Source organism: Microcoleus sp. F4-D5 (genome assembly GCF_036704885.1).
In the GTDB taxonomy this organism is placed as follows: domain Bacteria; phylum Cyanobacteriota; class Cyanobacteriia; order Cyanobacteriales; family Microcoleaceae; genus Microcoleus.
Genome location: NZ_JAUBSX010000011.1, coordinates 68877 through 94280 on the forward strand (window position 1 = coordinate 68877; position 25404 = coordinate 94280).

The 25404-nt window shown below is 46.9% G+C and carries 15 protein-coding genes; 9 read left to right on the plus strand and 6 right to left on the minus strand.

Annotated features, from left to right (window positions below; all coding sequences use genetic code 11):
- The first annotated feature begins 267 nt into the window (after positions 1-267).
- Both QUA80_RS07965 and rsmG read left to right on the plus strand, forming a co-directional pair.
- On the plus strand, positions 268-933 hold the full coding sequence (locus tag QUA80_RS07965) for an energy-coupling factor ABC transporter ATP-binding protein (protein ID WP_333423010.1): 666 nt from the start codon (positions 268-270) through the stop codon (positions 931-933).
- Between the two features lie 120 nt (positions 934-1053).
- The gene (gene rsmG, locus QUA80_RS07970; protein WP_333423011.1) at positions 1054-1782 is read left to right on the plus strand and encodes a 16S rRNA (guanine(527)-N(7))-methyltransferase RsmG; all 729 of its coding nucleotides are present in this window, start codon (positions 1054-1056) and stop codon (positions 1780-1782) included.
- A 70-nt stretch (positions 1783-1852) separates the two neighbouring features.
- On the opposite strand, the gene QUA80_RS07975 is transcribed toward rsmG, so the two are convergent.
- From QUA80_RS07975 to rpiA, 3 genes are all read right to left on the minus strand, one after another.
- Positions 1853-2608, minus strand: coding sequence for a Fe-Mn family superoxide dismutase (locus tag QUA80_RS07975; RefSeq protein WP_333423012.1), 756 nt, complete (start codon positions 2606-2608; stop codon positions 1853-1855).
- A gap of 214 nt (positions 2609-2822) precedes the next feature.
- Positions 2823-4007, minus strand: coding sequence for an aldo/keto reductase (locus QUA80_RS07980; protein ID WP_445302220.1), 1185 nt, complete (start codon positions 4005-4007; stop codon positions 2823-2825).
- 272 nt (positions 4008-4279) lie between these two features.
- A complete protein-coding gene (gene rpiA / locus QUA80_RS07985) occupies positions 4280-4996 on the minus strand; it encodes a ribose-5-phosphate isomerase RpiA (protein WP_333423014.1) in 717 nt (238 codons plus the stop codon).
- Positions 4997-5035: 39 nt separating this feature from the next.
- Between rpiA and QUA80_RS07990 the strand changes: the two genes are divergently transcribed.
- Positions 5036-9484: a tetratricopeptide repeat protein gene (locus QUA80_RS07990; RefSeq protein WP_333423016.1), complete on the plus strand. Its 4449-nt coding sequence runs from the start codon at positions 5036-5038 to the stop codon at positions 9482-9484.
- 143 nt (positions 9485-9627) lie between these two features.
- Here QUA80_RS07990 and QUA80_RS07995 read toward each other — a convergent pair whose 3' ends face one another.
- Positions 9628-9822, minus strand: coding sequence for a hypothetical protein (locus tag QUA80_RS07995; RefSeq protein ID WP_333423018.1), 195 nt, complete (start codon positions 9820-9822; stop codon positions 9628-9630).
- Between the two features lie 71 nt (positions 9823-9893).
- Entirely contained in the window at positions 9894-13844 is a 3951-nt protein-coding gene (locus tag QUA80_RS08000) for a PAS domain S-box protein (RefSeq protein WP_333423020.1), read from the minus strand.
- Positions 13845-14140: 296 nt separating this feature from the next.
- Here QUA80_RS08000 and QUA80_RS08005 point away from each other — a divergent pair, with 296 nt between their 5' ends.
- The 3 genes from QUA80_RS08005 (at position 14141) to QUA80_RS08015 (ending at position 16440) form a co-directional block, all read left to right on the plus strand.
- Positions 14141-14335 (plus strand): hypothetical protein, encoded by a 195-nt coding sequence (locus QUA80_RS08005; RefSeq protein WP_333423022.1) that lies wholly within the window; start codon positions 14141-14143, stop codon positions 14333-14335.
- A 147-nt stretch (positions 14336-14482) separates the two neighbouring features.
- Positions 14483-15073 (plus strand): cytochrome b/b6 domain-containing protein, encoded by a 591-nt coding sequence (locus QUA80_RS08010; RefSeq protein ID WP_333423024.1) that lies wholly within the window; start codon positions 14483-14485, stop codon positions 15071-15073.
- 179 nt (positions 15074-15252) lie between these two features.
- The gene (locus QUA80_RS08015) at positions 15253-16440 is read left to right on the plus strand and encodes an anion transporter (RefSeq protein WP_333423026.1); all 1188 of its coding nucleotides are present in this window, start codon (positions 15253-15255) and stop codon (positions 16438-16440) included.
- A gap of 188 nt (positions 16441-16628) precedes the next feature.
- Here QUA80_RS08015 and QUA80_RS08020 read toward each other — a convergent pair whose 3' ends face one another.
- Complete coding sequence (locus QUA80_RS08020) at positions 16629-20204, minus strand: alpha-mannosidase (RefSeq protein WP_333423028.1); 3576 nt, start codon at positions 20202-20204, stop codon at positions 16629-16631.
- Between the two features lie 182 nt (positions 20205-20386).
- On the opposite strand from QUA80_RS08020, the gene QUA80_RS08025 reads away from it, so the two are divergent.
- The 3 genes from QUA80_RS08025 (at position 20387) to QUA80_RS08035 (ending at position 25375) form a co-directional block, all read left to right on the plus strand.
- Positions 20387-22342, plus strand: coding sequence for a hypothetical protein (locus QUA80_RS08025; RefSeq protein ID WP_333423030.1), 1956 nt, complete (start codon positions 20387-20389; stop codon positions 22340-22342).
- A 78-nt stretch (positions 22343-22420) separates the two neighbouring features.
- Positions 22421-22537 carry a photosystem II reaction center protein I gene (locus tag QUA80_RS08030; RefSeq protein ID WP_039887172.1) on the plus strand — a complete coding sequence of 39 codons (117 nt, stop codon included), beginning with the start codon at positions 22421-22423 and terminating at the stop codon, positions 22535-22537.
- A gap of 309 nt (positions 22538-22846) precedes the next feature.
- Positions 22847-25375, plus strand: coding sequence for a DUF3769 domain-containing protein (locus QUA80_RS08035; RefSeq protein WP_333423032.1), 2529 nt, complete (start codon positions 22847-22849; stop codon positions 25373-25375).
- Positions 25376-25404: the final 29 nt, after the last annotated feature.

The window sequence follows — 25404 nt, forward strand, 5'->3', positions numbered from 1 at the left end:
CTTATTTCCATTATTAAAATATACCACCAAAAAACTGAAAAAGCAAACGCCTATCCTGAAAAAAAGGAATTTTTTGTTAAGATTTATGTAAAATAATTGTGTGCGATCGACCCCAGCCAAAAACAGCCTTAACTATCAATAGCACAACCAGAAGTTACCCGCTCCAACAATAACTATTTTTTTGATGGTTGACTGTTGAGTGTTAACAACTGCCAACTGCCAACTGCCAACTGCCAACTGCCAACTGCCAACTAACAACTGCCGTTAATGCTTTATCTAAAAAACTTAGTATATCATCCTACAGCCTGTCCGAATGCTATTCTGAAAAATATTAATTTAGAACTTCCCTCGCAGCAAATGGGGCTGATTGTGGGTCGCAGCGGTTCTGGCAAAAGTACGCTATTAGAAATATTAGCAGGTTTAGCGGAAAAAACTAGCGGCGACATCCGTTGGCGGGAACAAGAATTAACACCAGAACACTTGCAACAGTTAGGAGGTTTAGTGTTCCAGTTTCCAGAAAGGCATTTTTGCGGAGGCACAATTTTAGAAGAATTGCGACTGGGACATCCTGAATTGGGACAAGAACAAATCAACAAAGCAATGGCAGAAGTGGGACTCGGACATTTGCCCCTGCGGGCTTCCCCCCACGCTTTGAGCGGCGGACAACAGCGCAGGGTTGCCCTGGCGGTACAGCTAATTCGGCAGCCGCATTTGCTACTTTTGGACGAACCGACGGCGGGTTTGGATTGGTCGATGCGGCGGCAGTTGGTAAGCTTGTTGAGCAAGTTGAAAAGTCACTGGACTTTGTTAATTGTTACTCACGATGCTAGCGATTTGCTGAGCGTTGCCGATCGCTTTTGGACTTTAGACCGCGGGGATTTGCAAGAGGTCGAGCGGGCTAAGTTAGAAGCTAAGGAAACGAGTTGCGTTTGAGTTTTTTGGCGTTTCCAATGGTTCCCGGGCGAATAGAATTCGCGTCTGTACAAACGAAGTCCGCCTACGCGGGCAGAAAGAAAAAATTGAGAATAGAACTAGATGATCGATGAGATTAAAATGCCTGTATTGCCCCAGATGAACGAGTTGTGGCAAAAAACGCTGAATTGGCAGCCGGATGAGTCGCAGCAGCAACAATTTCAGCGACTTTACGAGTTAATTGTCGAGGGAAATCGCTCCTTGAATTTAACTCGAATTACTGAGCCGATGGAGTTTTGGGAAAAACATTTGTGGGATTCTCTGCGGGGAATTGCCAGACTGCTGCCAGCTAGTCACAATTCGGCGGAAAATCCCGAATTGTCCGCCGAGTCGGTGCACAAAGCGATCGACATTGGGACGGGTGGGGGTTTTCCGGGGTTGCCGATCGCGATCGCCCTGCCGCATTTATCAGTTACGTTGCTCGATTCTACGCGCAAAAAAATTACTTTTTTGGAAACAGTTTTGCCGTCTTTAGGGATAGAAAATGCGGCGACTTTGTTGGGCAGGGCAGATGAAATTGCCCGAGTGCCGCAGCACAAACAAGCTTACGATTTAGCAGTTCTCAGAGCAGTGGGAGCCGCTCCTCTGTGCGCTAAATGCGCGCTGCCCCTGCTAAAAAATGGCGGTTTGGCGGTACTTTACCGTGGGAATTGGACGGTGGAGGAAGAGACCGAGTTGCAAAGGGCGATCGAGCATTTGGGCGGTAAAGTTGAGTCAGTAGAAGCATTCACAACGCCCACCAGTCAGGGGGCGCGGCACTGCGTTTACTTGCGGAAAGTTGCACGGCAGTTCGATCGTCCCGTGCGCTAGCTAGTAGGGACACGGCACTGCCGTGTCCTGTATTTCATCTGCCCTGTCCTGTATTTCATCTAATCGAAAACTACCCGATCGCCTGTTCGTAGCGCTTGTTAATTTCCGCCCAATTAACAACATTCCACCAAGCTTTTAGGTAGTCGGCGCGCAGGTTTTGATATTTGAGATAATAAGCGTGTTCCCAAACATCGTTACCCATAATTGGATAGTTGCCATCTATCAAAGGCGTGTCTTGATTTGCCGTAGTTGTAATCTCAAGTTTGCCAGCTTTATTGCGGACTAGCCAAACCCAACCGCTGCCAAAACGCTTGGCGCCGGCATCGTTAAATTTTGCTTTAAAATCGTCAACACTGCCAAAATTTTGCTTGATTGCTGTTGCAATTGCCCCTGTCGGTTCGCCGCCGCCTTTGGGACTCATGATTTCCCAAAACATACTGTGATTTAGGTGTCCCCCGCCATTGTTACGGACGGTTGTGCGAATATCTTCCGGCACTTTGCTCAAATCTCGCAGCATATTTTCCGCAGTGATATTTTTGAGTTGCGGGTATTTACTGACAGCATCGTTGAGGTTTTTAACGTAAGCGGCGTGGTGTTTGTCGTGGTGAAATTGCATTGTCCGCGCATCGATGTGCGGTTCTAAAGCATTGTATTCGTAAGGCAGAGGCGGGAGTGTAAAAGGCCCGGGAGTTTGGGCGATTTTTGGACTTTCTGCAATTGGACTTGCTTGCGATACATTATTTCCTGACGCTTGGCAAGCACCTGCGGTAATAGCTCCGACGGTGGCAGTCACCAAATACAAGAAATCTCGGCGTTTGAGAGTCATAAAAAGTACCTAAGTGAATTATTAACTGTTTTATCTCAGATTAAAGCAAAATGGGAGCGAGTTGATAAAAAAAGTTGTATCGCCCGAATGGATGAGACGGATGGGCGATGGTTGTGAGAGTTTCTCAAGTATAGGCTAATTGTGTGCGCGTAACTAACTCACGTGCTCCGGTTCACCAACCCGGTTTCTGTCTCGAAACCGGGTTTTTTTTTGATTATTTTTGGGACAACCGCTGGATGGCTTCACCTCCAAAAAGCCGATCGGCTGCTTGAAGAATACCGGGAATTTTAGCAGCGTGGGGACTGTGGGCGAGAGGGCGGCGCAAGTCTAATTCATCGAGGCGATCGGCTTTTTGGCCGGGGAACCAGTGGCCCGCATTACCTAAAAGGTTGTAGCGCATCTTGCAATAGTCGATCGTATCGTAAGCCTGCGCCAAATTCCACAGCCACAGAATTACATAAATATTAATACCTCCTGGAGTATTTTCTATAGTTGGTAAACCGACGTGCCAAGTTTTAAACCAATCTTCTCCTAATTTATCAATTGCTGCTTTTTCTAACTTTTCTAATATCGGAGGCAAAATTTCATCGGCTCTATCTAACAATTCTACAGCTTTCAGATGCTCGTTAAAATCTTCAGGTTTGGCTGCCCCCAAACTCAAAGTGTGTACTTGCGGATGCGACAGACAAAACAAATCGTTAAATACCATCGGACTCAGCGGATAGCACAAGTCTACCAATTTTTGCGGCGGGCTGTAAAGTTGACCGCCTTTATCGGAAGGACTGATAATAAAAACGCCCATATCGTGAAGTTTAGCAGCTTCAATAGCCGGCCAATTAATTTGATTGATGTAGTACCAGTGCAAGTTAAGATAATCAAATTGATTGGTTTCAATTGTTTTGACAATCACATCCGTCGGGCCGTGAGTGGAAAAACCAATAAACCTAACTTTGCCTTCTGCTTGCAACTTTTTCGCCACATCCATGCAGCCGCCCGGACGCATAGAATCCTCTAGCAATTCCCACGTATTAATGCCGTGCAGCGACAGTAAATCGACGTATTCCAGTTGCAAATAAGCTAAGGATTTATCAAAGTCTTCGCGAAACTCTTGGGAGTTTGGTTTGGGGCTAACTTTCGTTTGCACTATCAATTTTTCGCGGGGAAAGTTCGGCAAAATTCGCCCCAACTGCATCTCAGAAGTGCCGTAACCGCGAGCAGTTTCTATGTGATTGATGCCGCATTCAACCGAGTAGCGAATCGTCGCTTCTAGATTTTGTTGATTGTCTGGGGGAATTTCATTGGCTGGCACGTCTTGCCATTTGTACTGATATCTCATGCCACCGCAGGAAAAGACGGGCATGGATAATTCTGTGCGACCGAATCTGCGATATTGCATCATTATAATCAAAGTCAAAGCTATAGCAGAAGGAAGTTCGGCAACGAGCAATGTAACGGATGTAACGGATGTCAGGGAGAAGCAAGAAGGACGATTTAACAATCGCAAGGTTTTCACTGATTAAGAAATTCTTAATAGTCTTGGCGGTTGCTATCGGGTAATAAACCTTGTTTTTGGTATTTTTGTGCGTGTAACTTCCATATTGCCGCATTCTCCTGAACAGGCAAGATGCCTGTTCCACAAAGAGTTTTTGACCGCGACTGGGGCAGTTTTGACTATTTAGAAATCTCCCGTACTGCTGGTTTTCCGTCTTGGATTTCGCCGACTAAAACCAAATCTGTACAGTCTACAAACAAACCATTTTCTAACACACCGGGAATGTTATTCAAGGTTTTTTCCATTTCGCCGGGGTTGGCAATTTCATCAAATTTGACATCAATTACCATATTACCTTGATCGGTAATTACGGGGCCTGCTTTTTTCACGCCCATGCGGAGTTCGGGTTTGCCACCCAATTTTTCAATGGCGTGCATCACTGGTGTTAATGCCATCGGTATAACTTCGATGGGTACGCGAAAAGTCGAACCCAATTTATCTACGATTTTGGAACTGTCAACTACTACAATAAACTGAGTTGCGAGGTAATCGACTACTTTTTCGCGGGTGTGGGCTGCGCCGCCACCTTTAATTAAGTTGAGGTGGGGATCTACTTCATCAGCGCCGTCAATAGCAACATCTATTCTGTCAATTTCATCGAGTGTTGTCAGCGGTACTCCGTACTGTTTGGCTAACACTTCTGATTGAAAAGATGTCGGCACTCCCTTGATATCTTTGAGTTGACCGGATTTTATGCGATCGCCCAATGCTTGAATAGTATAAGCTGTAGTTGACCCGGTGCCGAGTCCGACAATCATACCAGATTTTACGCGATCGGCTGCTGCAAAGCCGACTTGCTGTTTCATCAATTTTACGGGATCTTGTTCTGTGGTCATGTTCGGTACTCCTCAATAGTTTTAAGATTATACCATTTAATGAAAATCGGATTTCTCGATACTTATACTTGGGATTACAATATTGAAACTCCTTACTGCAAACCTTTGGGCGGCACTCAGTCGGCTATTTGTTACTTAGCTGAGGCGTTGGCTGCACAGGGAAACGAGGTATTTTTGCTTAACAATACTTCCGAGTCTGGGATTTCGCGCGGCGTTGATTGCAGGCGCAGGGTGGGGGACAAATTTAATTTAGAATTGCTGCGATCGCTCGATTTTTTAGTTATAGTCAATGTAGTTGGCAAAGCGCTGGAAGTTAAGCCGCTTTTGGGCGATCGCACTCAATTAATTTTGTGGATTCATAACGAACCCGGCTTTGTATTCCTCCAAGATTTTAATAATGCTCAAGAAATCAATGCTTGCGACGCCTTTGTATTTGTCAGCCACTGGCAGCGCGAGCAATTTCACCGGCGTTTTCGGATTGACTCCAATCGCAGTTGTGTTTTAAGAAATGCGATCGCACCTTGTTTTGCTAACATTTTCCCCGATAATCTTTCTATCCTCTCTCATAAATCTCGACCGCCCATTCTAGCTTACACCAGCACTCCATTTCGCGGACTGGATATTTTGTTAAAAGTCTTTCCCGAAATTCGTCAAGCTGTCCCCGGAACCAGATTAAAAGTATTTTCAAGCATGAAAGTACACCAAATAGACGACAATGAGAACCAGCTTTTTTTCGGTCAACTTTACCGGCAGTGTCAGGAAACAGAAGGCGTCGAGTACGTCGGTTCCGTACCGCAACCCGAACTCGTCCGGCAACTGCGTTCAGTCGCGGTTTTAGCTTACCCGAATACCTATTTGGAAACGTCATCTATTGCCGTGATGGAGGCGATGGCCTGCGGTTGCCGGATTGTGACGAGTGAATTGGCAGCTTTGCCGGAAACAACTGCTGGGTTTGCCCGTCTAGTTTCAATGTCAGGGGTGGAAAATTTTGCATCGATAACTAATTGGAAGCGTGCGGGCCAACCAGATTGGGAGGGATATACAAGGCAGTTTTTAGAGGCCGTAGTCGGAGTATTAAATGAGGGTAGCGGTACGGGCGGCGCAACTGCTGAAAATCATCTGAGACAGCAGGTAGAATATATAAATCGATGCTGTACTTGGTCTGTACGATCCCGAGAGTGGCTAAAATGGTTGAATATTATTAGTGTAAAACCTGTAAGAGTGGCAGAGCAAATGATCGGGAATTATTTAGTAGGTTTAGAGCCAGTGAGAGATTATTTTCAAAAGGGAAATTTGCTGAAAGATCGAGGCGATCTCGGTGGCGCAATCGAGAACTATCAGAAAGCTTTAGAGTTCAATCCCGAAGATGCGGAAGTTCATAAAAAGTTGGCGGAAGTTTATGCTCTGCAAGGAGAATTTGAACGGGCGATCGCATCTTGCAATCTCGCTCTTAAATTCAAACCTAATTTTGCTGCGGCTTACTTGACAATGGGCAATGCCCTGCACAGTCAAGAAAAGCTGGAAATGGCAATTCAAACTTACTTGCAAGCTTTAGAAATTCAGCCAAAATTTGCCGAAGCTAGCGCGAACCTCGGCAGTATGTATTACAAGTTAGGGCAATTGGAACAGGCGGCCAATTATTACCAAGAAGCTCTTGCCATTAATCCAGAATTGTGCTCGGTTAATTTGATGCTGGGCAGCGTTTTGCAGCAGCAAGGAAAGTTAGATGCAGCAATTGCTTGCTATCAAAAAGTGCTGCAAATGCAACCGGGAAATGCCAGCGCTGCGGAGAAACTATCGAGTTCGATCGCGCAAAAACAGCGGGAAACTACCGACAGCAAATTTATCGAATTAGAAACAGAATCAGGCGAAGCGCAACCAGTATCTGTCAACAAAGATGAAGGCTACGGCTTGCAGCCTTCGAGTATCAATTTGCCGCCAGCGCCCACCACTGAGACTTTAAATACTCCGTTTACAAACCCCGCCGAACTTTCCGAACAAGTTACCTCGATCAATGTTCCAGATAGCGGACAAGTTGCCAATTTTGAAGAAGTAGAACCGTACAAAAAACTGGCAGAACAGTTTTTAGTTCAAGGTAAAATTAAAGAGGCGATCGCAGCGTGTCAGCAATCGCTAAAAATTCGACCGGATTTCATCCACGCTTACGTCACTTTAGGCAATGCTTTGCAAGCAGAAGGCAAAAATGAAGCTGCGATTCGATCGTATTCTCAAGCCCTAGAATTGCAGCCAAACTTTGCGGAAGTGCGCGCCAATATCGGCAGTATGTATTTCAAAATGGGGCGTTTGGAAGAAGCGATCGCCCATTACCAGCAAGCGATTGCTCTCAGCCCAGATTTAGCGGGAGCTCATTGGAATTTAGGGAAAGTATATCACAAATACGGCAACATCGAAGCAGCGATCGCCTGTTTTAAAAGAACATCTGAACTCAACCCGCAGCTAGTCGGTGCCGACTTCCACTTTAACTTAGGTAATCGACTTTTCAGCCAAGGAAAGCGCGACGAAGCCATCGAAAGCTACGAAAAAGCGATCGCCATTAAACCGGATTGGGCCGAAGCTTACGGTAACATCGGCAGCGCGCATTCTCAGGGAGGCAATCTCGATGCCGCCATCGCTTACTATCAGAAAGCTGTAGCTTTAAAGCCGCAATTAGAAGTTTTGCACTTCAATTTAGCCAATTCTTTTTTACAGCAAAACAAGTACGAAGAAGCGATTACTAATTATCAAAATACTCTGAAAATAAAGCCCGACTGGGCGGAAGCTCACGCTAACCTCGGCAGTTGTTTTTCCATGCTGGGCAGGCTGGAAGAAGCTTTAGCCAGCTATCAGCAAGCCCTGGCATTAAAACCGAATTGGGCAGAGGTTTATTGTCGCATGGGACACATTCAGAAACAAGATAAGCCCTTGGAGGCGATCGCATATTTTGAAAAGGCGATCGAATGCAACCCCACATTTAGCGAAGCCCACCAACAACTCTGCGACTTGCTAAGCCATTCCACCAACCTTGCAGGAGCCCGCAGCGTAGCCGACAAATACTGCGAATTGTGCGGCGAAAATGCCCCAGTCATGTCAGCCACAGCCTACGTCTTTTCCTACCTGCAATCAGGTGTCAGCAAACAGGCAATTCAGAAACTCGAAGAAATCGAAAAATTCTGCTACGAAAAGGTCGAAACCTTTAGCGTAATCGAGCTAAAACTGCTCTACGAAATCTTCCTGTTTGCAGTTTCTCACCTGCGAGACAACCGCGAAAAAAATGCTAGTTTTTACCGCCTAATTGCCAAAGAATACTACAAAAAAGCCGTCCCGCTGCGCCAGCAAGTTAACAGAATCAAGCCAGCCAATTACCAAACAAAACAACAGCCTTTAAAAATCGGCTTCCTTTCCAAACACTTCCGCCGCCACTCGGTAGGTTGGTGCAGCGAAGCTTTAATTCGCGAATTAAGCCGCATCACCCCTCACGTTCACCTTTACGTCACCGGCAAACTCCACCGAGATGAAGTTACGCAGCGGTTTGAAGAAATGGCGGGGAAGTTTTACTGGCCTAAAAAATATCCAAACGGCTTTGCTGACGGCGGCGAAATCTTCGCGGAAGTAGTGCAAGACGATTTGGATGTTTTAATAGACTTAGACTCGATGACAGTGCCAACAAATGTCGAAGTGCTGTATCAATATCCTGCGGGAATTTGCGTTTCTTGGCTGGGATTCGACGCACCCTACATTTCAGATAATCACTACTTCCTTTGTGACGAACACACTCACCCCCCGGGTGTTGAAAAAAATTACTTAGAACAGTTAGTAAGATTGCCAGTTTGTTCTGTAGCAATTGGCGAACTGCAAAGCATTCCTGTGAATCGAGATGCGATTAGGAACGCTCTCGGAATTGGCTTAGAGCAAATGACTTATCTGTGCGTTGCGCCAGGGAGAAAAACCAATCCCGAAATGGTACGAGCTCAAGTTCAAATCCTCAAGGAAGTACCAGATAGTTTGTTAATCCGCAAAGGTCAAGGCGACCCCGATGTTATTCACAGCACTTACCGCGAAGAATGCGAAATTCAGGGAGTAGATTTTGCTCGGATTAAGTTTATAGGGCAAACTAAAAGTGAAGAAGAACACCGGGCTATTTATTATGTAGCAGACGTGCTTTTAGATTCCTATCCTTACAACGGAGGGACTCACAATTTAGAGGCTTTGTGGGCGAATTTGCCAGTGGTAACTAGATCCGGCGACCAATATCTTTCGCGTATGGGTTACGCTTTTCTGAAAAGTGCAAATCTTGATGTTGGTGCGGCCTGGAGTTGGGAGGAATACACGCAATGGGGAGTTAAGTTTGGTCGCGATGCGGGTCTCAGAAATGCGGTGAAAGAGCATTTAGTAAAATCTAAGCAGCCAGAACATCTCGCACCTTTGTGGAATCCTAAAAAGTTGGCTGAGGATATGTATGAGGTGTTTCAAAAACTGTTAGCTAAATAGGTGGCGAATTGCTATAGCAATCCCTCATCAGTTGCGAACTCCTCTGTTGCTCTCGGCTCTTCCTCTGCGCCCTCTGCGTTCTCTGCGGTTCAATAAAAAAAGAGCTATCAGGTAGAGAAACGCGGTTTCTGGATATTTGTACGCTACTCTCGGTAAAGTTTTGTAAAAAAAAACCGTGAAAATGCGTAAAAATTCCGCGCCGAGTCTGATAGATAAATAGCTGATTCATAGTACCGCGATCGCACTAACTTTATGCCAGTTAGGGCGATCGCTTTTTTAGTAACACCAGTTTCAAAAAATAATGCAACAGCAGACAAGCTCCAAACCACGAGCTTCATCAGTCATTCCCAAATCTAAAATCTAAAATCTAAAATCTAAAATCTAAAATCTAAAATAACATGACTGCTGATTAATCACTAATAGCCACTCGATCGCGCCCGCCAGACTTAGCTCGATAAAGCGCCTTATCAGCCGCTTCAATCAACATTTTCGGCGAATTTTGGTTTTCAGAAATCGTCGCCACCCCCATGCTGAGAGTCACGCAATCGCTGACAACAGAATTGATGTGGGGAATTGCTAAGGCTTTGACACGCTGGCGGATTCCCTCAGCAACAGCCTGTGCAGCCGCGATATCCGTATTGGGCAAAATTACCCCAAATTCCTCGCCGCCGTACCTAGCAGCCAAATAGAGCTGTTCTGCGGGTGCATTAGTGCAAGCATCCCCTATCGCCCGGCCCACTTGCTGCAAACAAGCATCTCCGGCTTGGTGGCCGTAATTGTCGTTGTAAAGTTTAAAACAGTCAATGTCGCACATAATCAAAGATAGCGGTTCCGAAGAGCTCGATCGCTCCCATTCCCGATTGATCACCTCGTCAAATCGGCGGCGGTTAGCTAGCTGAGTCAGGCTGTCCAAATTCGCCAACCCGTCCAACCGCTGGTTGGCAGCAGCTAGCTGCTGGTAAACTAAAGATTGTTCGATCGCGATCGCCACTTGAGTACCCAACTGACTCAGCAAATCCATATCAAATTGCTGCCACTGCCGGGGTCCCGAACAGTGGTGGGCAATCAGCAAACCCCACAACTTCGGCACTTGACAAGAACCGTTACCTTCCCGAGGTTCTATTCCCTGCTGGACAATCGGCACTACCAAATTTGCCTTCACCTGACACCCAGCCAAAAAATTCATGTGACACTCGGTCAAATTAGAAGCATGAATATCCTCTACGGCGCGAATGCGGCCCTTTAAATACTGTCCGATGTAAGTATTGGCAAAACAGCAGTCCTCAAATGCCCTCCCCATCAGTGGCATCCATCCTTCTCCAACCGACTCCACCACCACATCTCCGTTCCAATCTGGCCGGAAGCGGAAAACAACCACTCGATCGGTTGCCAAAAACTCCCGCACTTCAGCTACTGTAGTGTTGAGAATATCTTGGATATCTAGAGAAGAACGGATGCGCGATTGAATCTGGGCGATCAGGCGTTCCCGTTCTATTTGTTGCCGCAGCGCGACTTGGGCTCGCTTGCTTTGAGTAATGTCCCGACCTTCCGGCAACAGCAATACTATTTTGCCAGTTTCATCCGCGACCGGTTTGAGAGAAAAATCAACAGTTGCCGTCCGATTTGCACCTTGAATTTCCACTTCATAGCGGACAAATTCGCCTTTTGCCGATCGAGAAATCGCCTCTTGCAACTGTTCCCGAACTTCTGAGGAAGTTCCCCACCACGGCAACAGCCAAAACGGTCGGTTTGCCACATCCCGCAGCTTAATTCCCGCGAAATCTAGAGAAGTTTGGTTAGCTTCCAGGAGAGTGCCGTCCGGTTTCAACAAGCTCACAAATTGGAACGAAGAATCAAAAATTGCCCGAAAGCGCCTTTGAGAATCTCCCAACATTGCCGTCACCTTTTCGCGAGAGGTAATATCGCGGAAGCGCCACACCCTGCCAATAATATTTTGTCCGACTCGAATCGGCTGCGTGTAGCGCTCAAAAGTGCGGCCGTCTTTAAATTCAAGAATATCGCAGCCTTCGGACTCCGCATCGCTGTAAATTTCTTTAACTCTCTGCAAAAAAGCCCTCGGATCTTTAACTTGCGTGGTGAGAAATGCCAGCCGCACCGTTCTATCCATGGAGTTTCTAACTTCTTCATGAATTCCCCACATTTGGACTAACTTTTTGTTAAAACTAATCAGTTCTCCGGCGGTAGTAACGGCGAGAATGCCGTCGGCTGTTGCTTCCAATGTAGCGTGCAGCAAAGAGCGCGATCGCTCTAATTCTGCCGCTATTAACTTGCATTCCGTGAGGTCTCGCACTGCTTTCACCTGCACTAAACGACCTTCCAAAACCGCGAATTTGCTGCGAACATCAGCGGGAAAAGCAGTTCCGTCTCGCCTTAGAAAAATTGTTTCACAGACTGTATTGCTGGCTGCAGAAATCATTTGCGGGGCCTGTTTGTATGATTTCGGCGACAGCAGTTCCAGCAAGCTCATTCCCACCATTTCCGCAGGTTCGTAACCGAACAGCTTGGCAAAAGTGCTGCTGACGCTCAAAATTGTGTCGCGGTCAGCCACGGCAACTGCTTCAAAATAAGCTTCGGATTCAAGCAATCTCGGTGCTGCTGCGCTGCCGCCATTTTTACCGGAATAGCTGTTGTTAATTAGCTGTTTTAATTGCGTATTTGCCGAGTACAAAGCGGTCATGGCTTGCCTGTACATGGCGGTGCGTTTTTCGACTCTTCCTTCCAGCCGATCGCGATAGTCTCGCAATTCTTGTTCTACTCGCATTAAGTCGGTGATATCGACTGCAAAAACTATCACGCCAGCGACTTGACCTGTTTCGTCGCGGTAAGGTATTTTATCTGTCCGCACCCAGCATTTTTGACCCGAGACAGTTGGCAGCAGTTCGACTTTTCCTTGTTTGGGAACGCCGGAATTAATTACTTCCAAATCTTCTAAATAATATTGCTCTGCTTCGTCAGGATAGATTTCATAAAAAGATTTTCCTTCTAATTGAGAGGCAGGCAAACCTCTTGATGCAGCGGCGGCTTTATTAATTCGCAGCAGGCGGCTTGCGGTATCTTTGTACCAAATCATCGCCGGCACGGAATCAAAAATAATTTGCTGTTCTTGGTGCTGCCGGCACATTTCTGCTTCTACTTTTTTTCTTTTAATTATTTCTTTTTGCAATTTCTTGTTGGCTTTTTTAAGTTCGGCAGTGCGTCTTTCTACTCTTTCTTCTAGTTGGTTGTAGTATTGAGCAACCAAGTTTTGCTGCTGTTCGCGCCGCATTGCTTCTAATTTAGACCTTTCGCTAGCAGACAAACTAGACGATACAAAGTCTGCTAATATTTGGGTGAATTCGTGTTCTTCTTCCGTCCACTCACTGCTGGAACCCTGGCGTTCGGCGCTGACTATTCCCGCCAGTTGACCTGCTAGCACTATCGGTACGTTTAACAGGGAAGTCGTACCCCGATCGGAAAAATAAAGACTGGCAAGTTCTCGCGTTCTGGGGTCATTTTCTGCTGCCACCGTTGCGATCGTACTTGCGGATTTTAAAGCTTGAAAATACGCCGGACAGTCGGCGGCTGTAATGATTATTTGTACGGAGTGGAGTTTAGTAGTTTGTTCGTAAAGGTCGATGCAGTGAAGCTGCGTTTGCTCTTCGCCGTACAGCCAAATACTGGCTCGATCGCAGTTGACAATACTGACAGCAGTTTCTGTTACTTCGCGGATAAATTCTTCTAGATTTTGGCGTTCTTTAAGTTGACTTTTGGCTAATTTTGCGATCGCCAAAGTTGGACTGCGCCATTTTTCTCTCTGGTGGGGCGGCGCAGATAGCCGCGCATCGGCCCTAATTTCTTCGCAAACTAACAGTACACTCGGCCCTTGGAACTTGGCAAGCGATCTACCAGCGGTATTTTCCTCTATTTTCCAGTTGACCGCAGGCAGGGTGCGGGCGGTGGCTTTTACCCAGATAATCCTGCCATCTTTGCAAGTCAAGCCACCTTCCCAACAGGCCAATTTTGGAGTTGGTTTACCGTTTTCCGACTGTGCCAATCCGGCAAACTCAGCTTGCATTTTCACTTGATCTTCGCAGTAAAATATGTTAAAAATTGAATGACAAATTAATTCCTGCGATTTGTAGGATAGTCGAGACGCGCCGAATTGATTGAGCGAAAAAACTCTTCCCACAGCGTCTAGAACAAAGTAAATGCCCGGAAAATTGTCGTAGAGAGTTCGATACCAATCCTGTTCGACTTGTTGGCTGCACGAAAGTTTTGCTGCTGCGAGCTCGCCCTCCGTGCCTATCGAGCGAGAATTATTGGTTTCTGGGTTGCTTGAATGACTTTTTTTAGCAAACACTTTTGGCTTAACTCGACTGTAATAAATTTTACTTTCTGGAATTTAACTTTCTTGTGAAACTAAATTAAACCTGTTGTTTGAAAAAAGTTACAAGTTGTAACAAAATTACAACTTGTCCAGCGCGCTGGTTTTCGCTTCTCAATGCAACCACTGTGTTTGTTTGTAGTTGTTAGACCGTCTGCCGGCGAGATTTCGCGCTAATTGCAATGCCAGGAGGTTTAGCTGCAATTACCCGGTCTGTACTTTTAGCATCCCAGACAATGGAAAAAAGCGGCAATCAAGGATTTTAAGTATATATGATAACACTCAAATACCTAGTATTGGGACTGACCTACTTGGGATTCGGTTTGGGATATTTGCCGGGGCTGCGGATGAACCGGGCGGCGGTTGCAATTGTCGGGTCAGGTTTTGCGGTGGCTTTGGGAATACTTAACCTCAAAACTGCTTGGGAGGCGATCGACCCAAATACGATCGTTTTGTGTTGGGAATGACGATCGTGAATATAGTTAATTTGACTGTTGAATAAATATTTGCAAGAATTAAGTTAATTATATCTTATAATGCACGATCTGTCACAGGCTTTAGTCCTATAGTTTATACTTAATCTTGTGCAGCAAACGCTAAGGAGGTAAGAAAGAGTGAGTACCCTAAAACCCGCTGCGAAACCCAGACTTAATTCTGCATTCAAACAACTGATGTCCTTACACTGGGTCATGTCAGCTTGCTATTTAGTGCTGTTTATTAGCGGTACGTCTATGGCTCGATTGCCGAGAGAATTGTTTGTTCGAGGTCCCCTTTACGATTTTCACAAATCCCTAGGGGTACTGACAATGGCTTTGCTGACTTTGCGGATTTTAACTCTGCTCCGTGTATGGTGGAAAAAATATACGAAACGCCTGCCCAAGTTTACAAAGGAATGGTACAAAACTTTTGCTCTGCACGCAACTTTGTACGTTTTTATGTGGCTAGTTCCGGTTGCTGGTTTCTTACTTTCTAACTCTTACAAAAGTAACAATGTGAAATTTTTCGGAATAGTTTTGCCGGATATGTTTCCGCAGAATTCCGCAATAGTTGAGGTGGGAAGGAGTTTGCATTTTTGGCTTGGGTACACGTTTTTAGCGTTCGTAATTTTGCATATTTTAGATCGGAAGAAAGTTGTGAGAGCTAATTGGCGCAGGTTTACAAATTTTGTTCGCACCAAGTTCCAAAAGTCTCAAAAGGTTGGATAAATTTGCGACGGGTACTATATCTCAATTGGCAATGATAAATTTACTGCAAAACTGGCTATTTTCCACGGCGATATTTAGCGCTAGTTGCAATGCCAGCAGGTTTAGCTGCAATTACCCGGTCTGTACTTTTAGCATCCCAGACAATGGAAAAAAGCGGCAATCAAGGGTTTTAAGTATATATGATAACACTCAAATACCTAGTATTGGGACTGACCTACTTGGGATTCGGTTTGGGATATTTGCCGGGGCTGCGGATGAATCGGGCGGCGGTTGCAATTGTCGGGTCAGGTTTTGCGGTGGCTTTGGGAATACTTAACCTCAAAACTGCTTGGGAGGCGATCGACCCAAATACGATCGTTTTTTTGCTGGGAATGATGGTCGTTAATTCGGCTTTGGGAGCATCGGGTTTTTTTCAACTCGCTTTGGAGTTTTTAACTCGCTTTACTCGTTCTCCTTTCGGCATTATGGTGGCCGTTACTTTTGGCAGCGGCATCCTATCGGCATTTTTTCTCAACGACACTACAGCTATTTTGCTGGCCCCTTTAACGCTGAGTCTGACTCGCTCTTTGTCTCTCAATCCTATCCCTTATCTTTTAGCTTTAGCCGGAGGTACTAATTTAGGTTCAGTGGCGACTGTGAGTGGCAACCCGCAAAATATTCTCGTCGGTTCTTTTTCGGGAATTAGTTATTTAGAATTTGCCAGGTCTCTCGCACCAGTAGCTTTAATTTGTTTGCTGGTTCAAGTAGCTTGGCTGTACTTGCTTTATCCAGAAGTGCGTTCTTGCAAATCTTTGCCGGAGGTTCCCCAAGTCCGGTATCGCTTATTCAAGCCTTTACTGGCAAAAAGTTTGTGGGTGACAGCAGGACTTTTAGTAGCTTTTTTAGCCGGTGCACCTTTAGCAGAATCTGCCTGGATAGCTGCCAGTATATTGTTAATTACTAGGCGCGTCAAGTCCGATCGCATTTTGCAAGGCGTTGACTGGAATTTGCTAGTAATGTTTGCGGGATTGTTTGTGGTGACTAAAGCAACTCAACAACTCGGTTTGTTGGACAATTTAACTAATGTGACGGGTACGCCGCTGAGTTTGTTGGGAGTAACGGTTATTCTTTCTAACTTAATTTCTAACGTACCCGCAGTGTTAGTTCTGCAATCGGTGATTGTCAAAACAGATACGCAAGCTTGGCTGTTGTTGGCGGCGGGTTCTACCCTGGCGGGGAATTTAACTTTGTTGGGTTCTGTGGCTAATTTAATTGTAGCTGAAGTTGCAGGACAATCAGGCGATCGGCTGACTTTTAAAGAACATTTGCGGTTCGGGCTGCCGCTGACTTTCGTTACTTTGGGAATAGCTTATTTTTGGCTGTACTAAAAGGCTATAATTATTGCACGATCGTGCTCGTACAATTAAATTTTAGCTTTGGGCTTTTACCTGTGCCAACTGAATTTTTTTTCATGAACCGCAGAGGGCGCAGAGGGCGCAGAGGGGAGATGAGAAGAGAATAAATGAGAGGAAAAAATGTAGGTTTATAACCGAGCACAGATTTCGGTATAAAGTCTTTAGGTGTCTGTTTTGGGGACAACTGCAAAATTCGCGATTTTCCAAGGTTCTATCTTAAATCCTCGTCCTTCGGGCAACTTTTCAGACAAATTGGCAGGCCTTTCTAACAAATCTACTGGCTCTACAATCTCTAATCCCAAATCACTCTTGAATTCTAGCACAGCCTCCTTCCCCTCGGATTCGCAACACCGCAAAATCCACACGTTAGAATCGTCTTCCGATGGTTTGAAAGCCATCAAAACTAAATTTTCGGCGGACAAATCCAAGAATTTACCAACAGCAGGTAAACTCTTGTTTCGATTTTCTCCCAACTGCGGCAACACCTTTACTAGCAGCGGCAAATTCAACTCGCAGCCGCGCCTAACTGTGCCGGCATCCTGCCAATTTCCGCTGTGGGGATACACTGCACAAGTAAATTCGGAAACTCCTACATCTGCTTGTTCATCCGGCCAAGTCGAACCCCGAAGCAATGTCAGCCGAATTCGATTCGGTTGAAGGTCGCAACCGTATTTGCAATCGTTGAGCAAACTCACTCCAAAACCGTCATTGCTGATATCAGTCCAGCGCAAAATCGGCACTTCCCATTTGGCTTTTTCGGCGGGTGTTTGCGGTTTAGTTGTGCGATCGATCGCACCGCCGGGAATTTCGCAAGTTGCCAAATCTGCTTCTACATTTAACCCGAAGGCTGCTTTTACTAAAACGTGATTTTCCTGCCAATCTGCAACTGTCTTGATTTTCAGCAGCGGCGAACCTATTTCTACTATATAATCTTGGCAAAACTCCGATTTGCCAATTTGTCGGACTACCCGCAAACTCTGCCGTATTTCTCCCTGTGCTATCCAGGAAATATCTTTCAGTATCGGCGCTGCTAGTTGATGTTTTTCATAATTTGGGTCAATGTTCCAAGCATCCCAATATTGGCCGCTGTCTTGAAATGCTTGCAGTTGATTGCCGCCTGCTGCATTCAGGACTTCTCGGTTATTTACTTTATCCCAAATGCTGGATAAATCCCCAGTTTGTCCGTCTACTGTTGCCCGAATAAATTCATTTTCTAAAACCATTTGTGCGGCTGCAAAATGCGTTTCTTGACAAGGTGTGTTTTTTTGTGCTATACCGTATGTAAGTTTTGATAACTCTGTCTTTTTGTCGGTTTCGGGACTCTCGGACGCATTATCCACAATTTGAGCGTCTTGGCGACACAGCCAAAACACTTGGTAGCCAACGGCGGGGAGATTATTTGCCCAGAATAACAGTGTAGATTGCGATTGCGGTCGATCGCCCCTGACAATCTGCGAAGCCAGTCGCCGTCGGGAAAAATCGTAAATTTGCCAAGCTGAATCAGCGGAATCGGGAAGCGGTACGGCGACAACCTCAGAGCGCGACCAATTGAGAGTATTGAAAATCAAAATCGGTTGAGCGTCGGGCTGCGGAGGATTCGGCAGAGAAATTTGAGCCGAGATGGCATCCAAAGATTTTAGCAGGATTTCGCGACAAGTGCGATCGACCTCCGCAAAGGCTAGATTAGCATCCGTGTAAACTTGGGCGATCGCAGAACCCGGCAAAATATCGTGAAACTGGTTAAACAAAATTTGTTTCCAAGCAGATTCTAACTCGGATTTCGGATAAACCGCACCAGTACAAATCGTGGCCAGCGAAGACAGCAACTCCGCTTGGTAGAGCAATTCTTCGCAGCGGCGGTTTTGGCGTTTTTGGTCGGCGCGAGTCGTGTAGCAACCCCGGTGGAATTCTAAATAAAGTTCGTCTTTCCAAATCGGGAGAGTGCGGGGAATAGTTTTGAGTTGTGAGATGGGAGGATTTGCATCCGAAATTGCCGACAAGTTTGAAAATTCTAGCGCCCGCAAATTCTCCTGATTGTCCGATTCTGGAACATCACTTTCTGGCCTAGTTGTCGCAACTGCAGGCAAAAACTGACTCTCAATCAAAGACAAATAATCAACCGCTTTCGCAAACTCCAACTTCGGGAAAAAAGGCGACATTTTCCAGCGTTTCGCCACCTCCAACATATCACGAGTCGGGCCGCCGCCGTGGTCGCCAACTCCAGGCAACCAAAGAGCATCTTGCAAACCCGTCTTAACTTGCCAGTCAAAAGCATAACTTGCCATTTTTACAGATTCTATGCCTTCACCAATTGGAGCAGACATCATGCTAAATATTTTAGTACCGTCCAACCCTTCCCACCAAAACACACCGTGGGGAAATTCCGTTGTATCGTTCCACCGCAACTTTTGCGTCACAAAATAATCAACTCCACCTTGCCGCAAAATCTGAGGTAACTGCCACCCAAAACCGAAAGTATCCGGTAGCCAAGCCACCCGCATCAATTCCCCAAAATTTTCTTTTGCATAACGCTGTCCGTAAAAAACTTGCCGCACCATTGATTCAGCGGAAATCAAGTTTAAATCCGGTTCTACCCACATCCCGCCGACAACTTCCCAATAACCCGCCGCCACCTGTTTTTTAATCGCAGCAAATAAGTCCGGCCGATGTTCTTCCATCCAAGCATAAAGCGCCGGAGTAGAATGACAGAAAATCAAATCGGGAAACTCCGATTGCAATTTCAATACCGACTCAAAAGTTCGCTTTGCCGCTTCCCAAGTTTCCGGGACAGGCCACAGCCAAGCTAAGTCTAAATGAGCGTGACCCACCAAATAGATTTTACCTCTATATATAGATGTCAGTTCGCCGCTTTCTCCTATATATATAGATGTAGCGTTGCTATTTTCTCCAACCTCCGAAACTTCCTCTCTTCTTCCTCCCTCTGCAGCCTCTGCGCCCTCTGCGGTTCCCTCATCTAAATCCTCGGAAAAAGCCCGCAAATATCCCAGTAAATTGTGCCGCAAAACCGACAGCGATCGATCGAACTTTTGGCGATCGCACACCGCCGACCAATCGATCGAACCAAGCGCCAAATCAATCTCAGATTTCAGCGTTTCCCCCTTGACAAACATGGGGTTATTTGCTATTGTTTCGGTGGAGAGGTATTGGGAATTTATAAAATCTAAATTTCGAGTTAGCGAATTTTGCAAAATCTCTAATTCGGCAGCTACAAAACCCGGATCGAAACAACAAGAGTCCGCAGCTTCGTACACACAAATCGATCGCACTAAAGCACCGCTATCGTGACCCGGACTTACCAACCGCAAAATTACTAAAAATTCATCTCCGGGATTGGCCGACGAACTCAACAAAACTCGATCGGCAAAATCAAATAAATCTCCCCGTCCGACTAACTCGCCGTTCACAAAAATTTGAGCATCTTCTGCCCACCAAGTCAATCCCAGCAGCAACCGCAAACCAACCACAGGATAGCCGTGCAAATTGTCAGGAATTACAAATTGCTGGCCCAGATACAAAACTTGCTTCCCCGACGGCCAAGCAATATGTCCTTTTTCGTTAAGTTCGGCAACAGGGCTGTTACAAATATTTACCGAAGAGACAGCAGAGTCAGAATCGCAGTACCTCCAACCAGACTGAACTTCCACTTGACTGAGGCGGCGCAACTTTTCGACAGTGGCAGAAATATTGTTGCTAGCAGGTGACACAGAAGCGCTCATATTTCGCTAAAATAAAACTTGTGTATTAATCAAAAATCGGATTGAAACGCCCCGACGCCAAGGACGCGAAGAAATAAAGGTTTCAGAGGGTTTGAAGCTGCGATTAAGATCTCGCTTTGATTTTACAGCAATATTCAGCAATTCCGGCGCGAATCAAAAATCTGAATTCAATAATTAAACTTATGTCCAACGGTTACTACGGCCCATACCAAAGCCGATTATTAAATTTTATATCGAAACAGTCCCGCCAAGTCGCCGACAATTGCGATCGAACTTGGCGTCAAATAAAAGAAGCAACTCTCACCGCCACCCAAATTCTGCTTTATCCAGCTTATTTGCTGGTGCAAAGTTCCCGAATGCTGGGCCGACAGTTGCGGGAATCAAGTCAAAAAGTAGATTTACCCGAACTGCAAGAATTTGGCGGCGACGAAAACCCCGATTTGCTGCAAAATTGGTATCAGGGGGAAGTTTCCGAGGAAAATTCGATCGCCGAAATTTTGCACCTCGCCGAAAATTTGCTAAACTCGTCGCAAACTGCGAAAACTTTAGCCAGCTTCCCGCTGTTAATCGATCGGGGAAATGCTGTTAACGATTTACCTCCGGCTATCAATTTTAGCGGACAAAGCGCCAACCATCAAACCACTTCCGTTTTAGAACACCCGCTTGCTAAAACTGAATTAAAACCGCAACCGAAAGTTGAGGGAATCGCCAGTTTTATCCCAGCCCGCACTTTAGTATTGGTGGGAAAAGAAAATCACATATTAGATATTTTGACACCCGAACAGCAGGAAATTCTCGAAGGTCGCATAACTTGGGAAATTGCCAACTGCGGGTCCGAACGGCGGGAAATTACCCAAAAAGAATTAAAATTTAATCTCGGTTTGGAGTTGGCGGCAAAAAAAGCGCAGTTGCCGCCGGTGCGTCGTTTTTGGGAATTGATGGCATGGATTCAGACGAGTCCGGTTGCTCTGAAAAGAAATCAGTTTGGAGAATCAATCCTCGCAGTTAAAAAAGCGATCGACCGCAATTCAATCCTAGTCCAAAAAGCCCGCGCGCAGATCGAAGCAAAAACCGCACAGCAGTCAATTGCCGCATCGAATTCGATCGACCGCAATACCCCAAAACTAGAAACTAATTTTAACAGCAAGTTCGATCGACCCGCTAATCCTCTCTCCTTTGTTACATTACTCGATCGCGCCGCCGTTAACCTCGAAGAATTTACCCTGCCGCCACCGGCAAAAACCATCGCCCAAACCACAGAAAAACCGGGAGTCAAAATTAATACATCCGGCACCGAAACCAATTTAGAATTGTCCGCCCGCGACATCCTCGAAAAATACGCTCGCAACATCGAACAAATGATTTGGTCGTCAGTAGACCACCTTTTGGGCAAAGAAACGGCAGCAAGTGATAATACGGAAAAATCAGTCGCAATTAAGTATTATTTGAAACAGCGACAAGAACAAGAAAACACGCAAAACAGCCCGGAGACCGATCGACCGTGGCTGAACTGGCAAGACTTATTCGGGGAAGCACCACCGCCGCATTTAATCGAGGGCAGTTCCGAGGTGGCAGTTCAAATCCCAATATCACAAAGCAGCCCAAAAGTCAAGGAAAAAATTGCCGAATTAGGAGAAACGCCCGAAGGTCGATCGACCGCAGTCTCAATCTCCCCTTACCCAGAAGCACTTCAACGCCTGCTGGGGCAGCTAAAACAGAGCTTGCTAGGAAAAAGCCCAAAAAGTAAACCCCAAACAGCATCTGATTTAGCAGTTAGTCAAAAAAATAGCTCTGCACTCGCAGCAGAATCAACCCCAGGGCGCGCGCAGGAAACCGAAGTGCCAAAAAACACAAACCCGAACACCCCACAAAACAGTCAAACCCCAGCAGCGATAACCGAGCAAACCAGCAGATACACCGCCGCACAACAAAAAAAACAGAACCCAGGCGTCCCGGCAGAAGACGACTACTTAGAAACAAAAGCAGAATCGATGGGATACATTAAGCACCCGCTAGAACAAGTGCTCGAATGGCTCGATCGAGTTATGCTGCGACTAGAAAACATCGCCGAGCAACTCTGGAATTGGGCAAAAATCAACTTGCCAAAAATCCTCAAAAGCAAAGATAAAATTGACTAATCTTTAGCTTATGATAAAAAAGTTGCTGCAACAGCAGCAAATGAGCTCAGTATTATGCCATCTTTGGAGACTCCCACAGTGCTAACCCTCAAAATCGTAGTTAATGTAGTTGTTTTATTTTTTGTTTCCCTGTTCATATTTGGATTTTTGTCCAATGACCCAGCCCGGAACCCCAACCGCAGAGACATGGAATAAACAAGTTATCTCGCCCGCTAGCTGCGGGGTACGCCACCGCAGCCCCCGCAGCTAGCGGGCAAACTGGCAAAAATTAGTCGAACAAAACTTGACCTCGCACCAGCAGCGAGGTTATCTTGTGGCGAAAGCAAGTTCTCAAATCAGCCATATTTCGGCGCGCCAAAGCCACTGCAAATTTTAGATGTCAGATTAATGTCTAAACAATTGCCTTTTAGATGCAAAAATTTTCAATAATTTGCACCCTATAAAATCTAAAATCTAAAATCTAAAATCTAAAATCTAAAATCGGATGACTCACCTGTTTTAACTATGCCCTATCCGGTACCGCCGCCAGAACCCCCTGGCATCATCTACATCGCAAAGCCAAAAAAAGTCGCCCTCACTGTCGCGGCCGGCGATGGAGACACCCGCAGCAACCCCGCAGAAATACCGGAACCAAGCCCAGATATCGTTGAGCCCGAACCCACACCGGCCCCAGCAGAACCCGCAGCCACACTCCTCGGCACCACCCCAGCCACCGACCGGCCTCCAGAAATCGCCGACCCCCTAGCGGAAGTGGAAAGCGGCGAGGCAGTGGTGGGATTTCAGCGTCAGGCCCCTGCGGTAGAACCCGAAACTGCGGAAACTCAGCAAGATTCCTCGTTTACGGCTTACCAATTGGGCTCGGTAGAAAATGCCATTGCCGTTCGCAATCGGAAACGAACCGCAGAGGCGCAGAGAAAACAGGAGAGAAATATTGCCGGAAAGCAGGAAAGTTGGTATCAGGCCCAAGGCCGGCAGTTAGAAAATAACTCTCCCGAACCTGCTGAAATTCCCGTTCCAGAACCCGCGCCGGAACCAGCACCCAGCGGGCAACAGCAGTTCGACATTCCCGCACCAGAAACTGCCCCCGCACCCAAAACACCCCCTGCGCCGAAACCGAAGCCTAAACCAGCAGCGCCGGGAGTCCGCACTGCGCCTGGTGGGCGGACGGTGCCTTTTCCCGTGACTCCGGCCGATACTATTGAAGTTAAGGCCGACAGCCAAGAATTCGACGACAAGCAGCAAATTGTGACGGCGGTTGGTAATGTCGTCGTGCGGTTCCGGCAAACTGTGATTGATGCCGATCGGGCGATCGTCAACTTAGTCACCCGCCAAGTGGTAGCATCCGGCAATGTCGCCTATACCCGCGGCCAACAAGTAGTGCGCGGCCAGCAGATGGAGTTCAATCTCGGCCTCAACACCGGCGCAGTCGAACAAGCCAGCGGCGAAATATTCCTGCCCGCAGCAGGTAGCGAATTGACCCCCACACTGCCTACAGACATTAGTGCCGGGACGATTCTCGAACAGCCGCTGAGCGATCGAATTACCAGCCAGCAGCCCCTGCGCGGAGTCAAATCCCCCGGCGCCGCTACAGTCACTATCGGCGGCGGCGGACAGCTAGCAGCCCCCCAAGTGGTCGGCGCGGTCAACCGCATCCGCTTTGAAGCAGAACGCATCGAACTCCTGCCAGACGGCGCGAGGGTAGCAACCAACATTCGGATTACTAACGACCCGTTTTCCCCGCCGGAATTTGAATACAGGGCCCGGAGGGCGACGATTAGAAGAATTTCGCCCACTGCAGAGGAATTGGTCACAACTAAACCCCGGTTGGTGTTCGACAACCGGGTGAAAATCCCCGTGTATCCCCGCAGGCAAGTGTTTGACAGCAGGCAGCAAAACGGCCCGTGTTTGACCTTTGGCTACGACGGGGGAGAAAGAGGCGGTTTGTATGCCGAGTGCGGTTTTGAGGTGTTGCAAAACGGGCCGGTGCGGCTGACTCTGACGCCCCAAATTTACCTGCAGCGGCTGGTGGCAGAGAACGGCGGCAATCCGTTTTCTCCCGACAGCTACGGGCTGAAAGCGAGGTTGGGCGCTACTCTGGGCCCGCGCACCAGGCTGGACGGATCGGCAATATTTCTGAGTTTTGAAAATTTCCCGAATTTGCCGGAAGACAGCTTTCGGGGAAATTTGCGCCTGCGGCAGTCGATCGGCACTCACACTCTGGCAGCAGAATACAGTTATCGCGATCGGCTGTTTAACGGTTCTCTGGGCTATCAAACCGTGCAAAGCAGCCTCGGGGCAGTCCTCACTTCCCCAGTCATCCCACTCGGAGACACGGGCATCAATCTCAGCTACCAAGCAGGGTATCAATTTATCAATGCTGACACCGATCGAGCAGACTTGCTCGAACCAGTGCGGGAAAACAACCGCGTCGATCTGGGCCGTTCCCAAGTTAGCTTCGCTTTGAGCCGCGGCTTCAGCCTGTGGGAGGGCGAACCGCTGCCCCGCACTCCCACCCAGGGTTTGAGGTATACGCGGACGCCGGTGGTTCCTTTCTTGCAACTGGCCTTGGGACTCCGGGGAGTTGGTACTTATTACAGCAGCGGCGATCGACAAAATTCGCTCGCCGGCAGTGTCGGCATTCAAGGGCAGTTCGGTCATTTCTCCCGCCCTTTCCTCGATTACACTGGGTTTAACGTGACTTATACCCAGGTGGGGCGGGACGGTATATCGCCGTTTTTATTCGATCGCTTAGTAGATTTGAGAGTCCTGTCTTTTGGACTTGTCCAGCAAGTTTACGGAGGCTTTCGAGTTGGATTTCAAAGTGCTATTAATTTAGAAAGCGGGGAGACAATCAGTACGAATTACACTCTAGAATACAGCCGCCGCAGCTACGCAATTATTTTGCGTTTTAATCCTGAGCGTCAAGTCGGCAGCCTGACTTTTAGAATTAGCGACTTCAACTGGAATGGGACTCCCCAACCTTTTTCCGGGGACGCGCGAACTGTAGAAGGAGGCGTGCGTTTATCCGATTAATTCAATTGGAAATGGATCGAGGATAATGG